This is a genomic window from Ruegeria sp. AB8 (assembly GCF_056542605.1).
The window spans coordinates 1-584 of sequence record NZ_JBQGAB010000126.1 but is presented as its reverse complement, the minus strand read 5'-3'; the positions used below and the strand labels follow the sequence as shown (position 1 = coordinate 584).

The 584-nt window shown below is 54.8% G+C and carries 2 protein-coding genes; both read right to left on the bottom strand.

Annotated elements, in window-relative coordinates:
- Positions 1-324: hypothetical protein (locus ACR0CG_RS24130; protein ID WP_480528056.1), on the bottom strand; the 324-nt coding region annotated here is incomplete at its 3' end.
- Positions 314-475 (bottom strand): hypothetical protein, encoded by a 162-nt coding sequence (locus tag ACR0CG_RS24125; RefSeq protein WP_480528054.1) that lies wholly within the window; start codon positions 473-475, stop codon positions 314-316. The genes ACR0CG_RS24130 and ACR0CG_RS24125, both read right to left, overlap by 11 nt.
- Positions 476-584: the final 109 nt, after the last annotated feature.

Genomic DNA, 584 nt, shown 5'->3' with positions numbered 1-584 from the left:
TCGATGAATATCATTCCAGTCGACAACACTGCCCATCACTGACCTCCGGGCCCGCGCCTCTTTGAGATCGTGTGAAACCTCCGCCATAGCAGTCATCATACGGTCGACCACTTCGCGGTCATCACACTCGACATGCAGACCCTCGGTCGACCATGTGACGTCAGAGACGTGCGGAGCTGGGTAGTTGTGCGCTATCACCAAACGCATCTCTTCGGCGTACCAGGCGTCAAATGAGCGGAGGTCATCTGGCGCTCCATGGTTCTCGATCACACCTCGGACCTTTTCCCGAAATTCCTTCCAGCTCTTTTCGACATCATCCATCATTCACATTCTCCAGAACTTGGTCTTGTTGAGATGGAAGACCCCTCTCGAGATCTGGCAAGCCGGACCAGCCTTCGGGTGTGCGTCCGAGGCTCTCCTCGACCGATTGTTTGATGTCTTTGAAATCAATTGCGTTCGTGACGTCGCCCGCCATGTCGGACACCTCCTGAGGATGGTAGGAGGCGTCGGAATCGAACCGACTCGTGCACTCTAATCTGGAGCAATTACAAGGATATAAGCCTCGCCCGCATACCAATGCTGCC

Coding starts and splice junctions, on each gene's coding strand:
- ACR0CG_RS24125 (WP_480528054.1), bottom strand. CDS start 475: ATGGCGGGCGACGTCACGAACGCAATTGATTTCAAAGACATCAAACAA.